Origin of the sequence: Williamsia sp. (assembly GCF_016462415.1) — a bacterium.
Lineage (GTDB): Bacteria > Actinomycetota > Actinomycetes > Mycobacteriales > Mycobacteriaceae > Williamsia_A.
The window spans coordinates 1-3260 of sequence record NZ_JAEMTF010000046.1 but is presented as its reverse complement, the minus strand read 5'-3'; the positions used below and the strand labels follow the sequence as shown (position 1 = coordinate 3260).

Sequence of the window (3260 nt, the reverse complement as noted above, 5' to 3'; positions counted from 1 at the left end):
ACTACGGGGGCTGCGAGTACGTCGACGTCGTGGAGAACATCGCCCGCGAACGCGCAAAGTCGCTGTTCGGGGCGGATTTCGCCAACGTGCAGCCGCATTCCGGCGCGCAGGCCAACGCCGCCGTCCTGATGGCACTGATGAACCCGGGCGAGAAGTTGCTCGGTCTCGATCTCGCACACGGCGGGCACCTCACCCACGGCATGCGACTGAATTTCTCCGGGAAGCTCTACGACACCGCCGCCTACGGGGTGAGCAAAGAGGACTACCGCATCGACATGGACGAGGTCCGGTCGATCGCGATCGCCGAGAAGCCCAAGGTGATCGTCGCCGGCTGGTCGGCCTACCCACGCACCCTCGACTTCGAGGCGTTCCGCTCCATCGCCGATGAGGTCGGTGCGTACCTGTGGGTCGACATGGCGCACTTCGCCGGACTCGTCGCCGCCGGACTGCACCCCTCGCCGGTGCCCTACGCCGACGTGGTCACCAGCACCGTGCACAAGACGCTCGGTGGTCCGCGCTCCGGCATCATCCTGGCCAAGCAGGAGTGGGCCAAGAAGCTCAACTCGGCGGTGTTCCCCGGCCAGCAGGGTGGGCCGTTGATGCATGTGATCGCGGCCAAGGCCGTCGCCCTGAAGATCGCGGCCACCGAGGAGTTCGTCGACCGGCAGCGCCGCACGATCGAGGGTGCGCAGCTGCTCGCCGACCGGCTCACCGGCTCGGACGTGTCCGCGGCGGGCGTGTCCGTCCTCACCGGCGGCACCGACGTCCACCTGGTGCTCGCCGATCTGCGCAACAGCGAGATGGACGGTCAGCAGGCCGAGGATCTGCTGCACCAGGTCGGTATCACGGTCAACCGCAACGCCGTTCCGTTCGACCCGCGTCCCCCGATGGTGACCTCCGGGTTGCGCATCGGTACGCCCGCCCTGGCGACCCGTGGTTTCTCGGCGACCGAGTTCACCGAGGTCGCCGACATCATCGGTACCGCGCTTGCCGCCGGCACGTCCGCCGACGTGGCCGCGTTGCGCGGACGGGTCTCGCAGCTCGCCCTGGATTTCCCGCTCTACGAGGGGCTCGAGGAGTGGGGCATGCTGAGCACCGGGGTGCACGCGTGAAAACGGCATTCGTTGGCTTCCGTCCCGCCGAGTCTCTATCGTGTTCCGCGTGAAGAACATTGCCTACGACGACCTGATCCTGGCTCTGGAGAAGGCTCTGCCGGAGATCGCCGCCGCGCACGAGGAGGATTCCATCACGTGGAATCCGCACGATCTGGTGCCGTGGGACGAGGGACGCAACTTCGCGTTCCTGGGTGGATCCGACTGGGACGCCGCCGAGTCGACGATGTCGGCAGAGGTCCGTGCGGCCGTTCTCGCGCTGCTCCTCACGAAGGAGAACCTGCCGTCGTTCCACCGCGTGCTGGGGCTGCATTTCCCGCCGTTCTCGGAGTGGCGTGATCTGGTCGGTCGCTGGACCGCGGAGGACAACCGGCACTCGATCGCGCTGCGCGACCACCTGGTGGTCACCCGGCAGATCGATCCCGAGGCGCTCGAGGCCCTGCGCCTGTCGCATGTGACCCAGGGCTACCAGCAGAACAGCGATTTCCGCGAGTCCACCGGACCCGCGTTGGCGCTGGCGCTGATGGCTGTGCACGAGCTGCAGGCGTCACGGTTCGCCCGCGCGCTCGCCGAGAAGGTCGAGACGAAGAGCCTGGCCGACATGCTCGGTCTCGTGGCCAAGGACGACGAGGTGCAGGCCGCCACGTTCATCGCGTTCCTCAACGCCGCACTCAACGCCGAACCCGACGACACGGTCCTCGCGGTTGCCGCGGCGGTCAACGCCGCGGTGCCGATCGGCGCCGACATCGCGAACTTCGAGCAGGAGTATGCGCTGCTCGGCGAGTACACCGACTCGTCGGTTCTCAGCAGTGTCGCCACGAGCCTGATCTCCTCGCTGGGTCTGAAGTCCCTCGACGGTCTCGGTGCGGATGCCGAAGCCGCCCGCCAGGAACTCTTCGCCCGCGCGAACGCATAGCTCAATCCACAGAGGTCACCTCTGGTGCACGGTCGGGACGATGAGTCCGGATGAGTGCGCAGAGGTGACCTTTGTGTTGACAATTTCGCTCAGACGGAGACGTCGGCCTGGGGTCGTCCGTCGGGGATGGTGACGACCGCCCTGCGATGCAGCGGGTTCTGCGGGTCGGCGATCGAGTCGGCGACCCGGAACTCGGCCTGCCACTGCGTCCGGGTGACGCGGTTGAGGACGTAGCCACGCTGGGCGTTGCCGAAGCGGACGTGCGGTGAAGCGGCCTTGAGCGCCTTGTCGCTCGCGTCGCTGTCGGCGCCATCCTTGCCCGACGCGATCGAGGTCCCCGCCAGTTCGACACCGACGGTGGGGGATTCGCGGGTGTAGGTGGACCGGAGGTCGGACACCACGCTGCGGTGGATGTCGCCGACGATCGAGACCAGGTTGCGGACCCGACGCTCACGGGCTCCGTCGAGTATGCGCGCACGCGACGCCTCGTAGCCGCTCCACCCGTCCATGCTGACCTTGCGCTCGCCGCCGGTCTCGCGGGCGAGGTCGGCGATGGTCGTCTGGTGTGCCAACACATTCCAGCGCCGACGACTGGATCCGAGGCTGTCGAGGATCCATCGTTCCTGCCGGGCGCCGGTGATGGTCCGCCGCGGATCGGCGGTCTGCGCGTCCTGCGGGGAGTCCATGTCCCCGTTGACCTGATCGCTGCGGTACTGCCGTGTGTCGAGGACGTCGAACCGTGCGAGGTCGCCGAAATCGAAGCGGCGGTAGGCCTGGACGTCGGGTCCGAGCGGTCGCTGGGCCGCACGCACCGGGGTGTTCTCCCACCATGCCTTCATCGCCTGGGCGCGTCGCGCCAGGAACTGCGGGATCGGGGCGTTGTCCTCGGAGATGGCGCCCGCCCAGTTGTTCTCGACCTCGTGGTCGTCGAAAACGGTGATGAACGGGCTCACGCGGTGGGCGTGCTGCAGCTGTGGGTCGAGCTTGTAGAGCGCGTAACGGTCGCGGTAGTCGTCGAGCGTCATCATCTCGGTCAGGCAGGAGGCGGGCATTGCGGCGGTGTTACGTCGACCGCCTCCGGCCGGGATCCCCTTCTCGTAGACGTAGTCACCGAGATGGAAGACGACGTCGGGTGCGAACGACGCCATGTCCTCGTAGGCGTTGAAGAACCCGTCACCCCACGACTGGCAGGAGGCCCACGCGAAGGTCAGCGCGGCCAGTGGGGACCCGGC

At 67.6% G+C, this 3260-nt stretch carries 3 protein-coding genes; 2 read left to right on the top strand and 1 reads right to left on the bottom strand.

Going from position 1 to position 3260, the window contains the following annotated elements:
- Together glyA and JHC79_RS12705 are read left to right on the top strand one after the other, a co-directional pair.
- Nucleotides 1-1112 (top strand): serine hydroxymethyltransferase (gene glyA, locus JHC79_RS12710; protein WP_296391285.1); only part of this gene is annotated, 1112 nt, incomplete at its 5' end.
- Between the two features lie 49 nt (nt 1113-1161).
- Complete coding sequence (locus JHC79_RS12705; protein ID WP_296391283.1) at nt 1162-2028, top strand: acyl-ACP desaturase; 867 nt, start codon at nt 1162-1164, stop codon at nt 2026-2028.
- Between the two features lie 89 nt (nt 2029-2117).
- Here JHC79_RS12705 and JHC79_RS12700 read toward each other — a convergent pair.
- The coding region (locus JHC79_RS12700) for an alkaline phosphatase D family protein (RefSeq protein ID WP_296391281.1) at nt 2118-3260 on the bottom strand (1143 nt) is incomplete at its 5' end.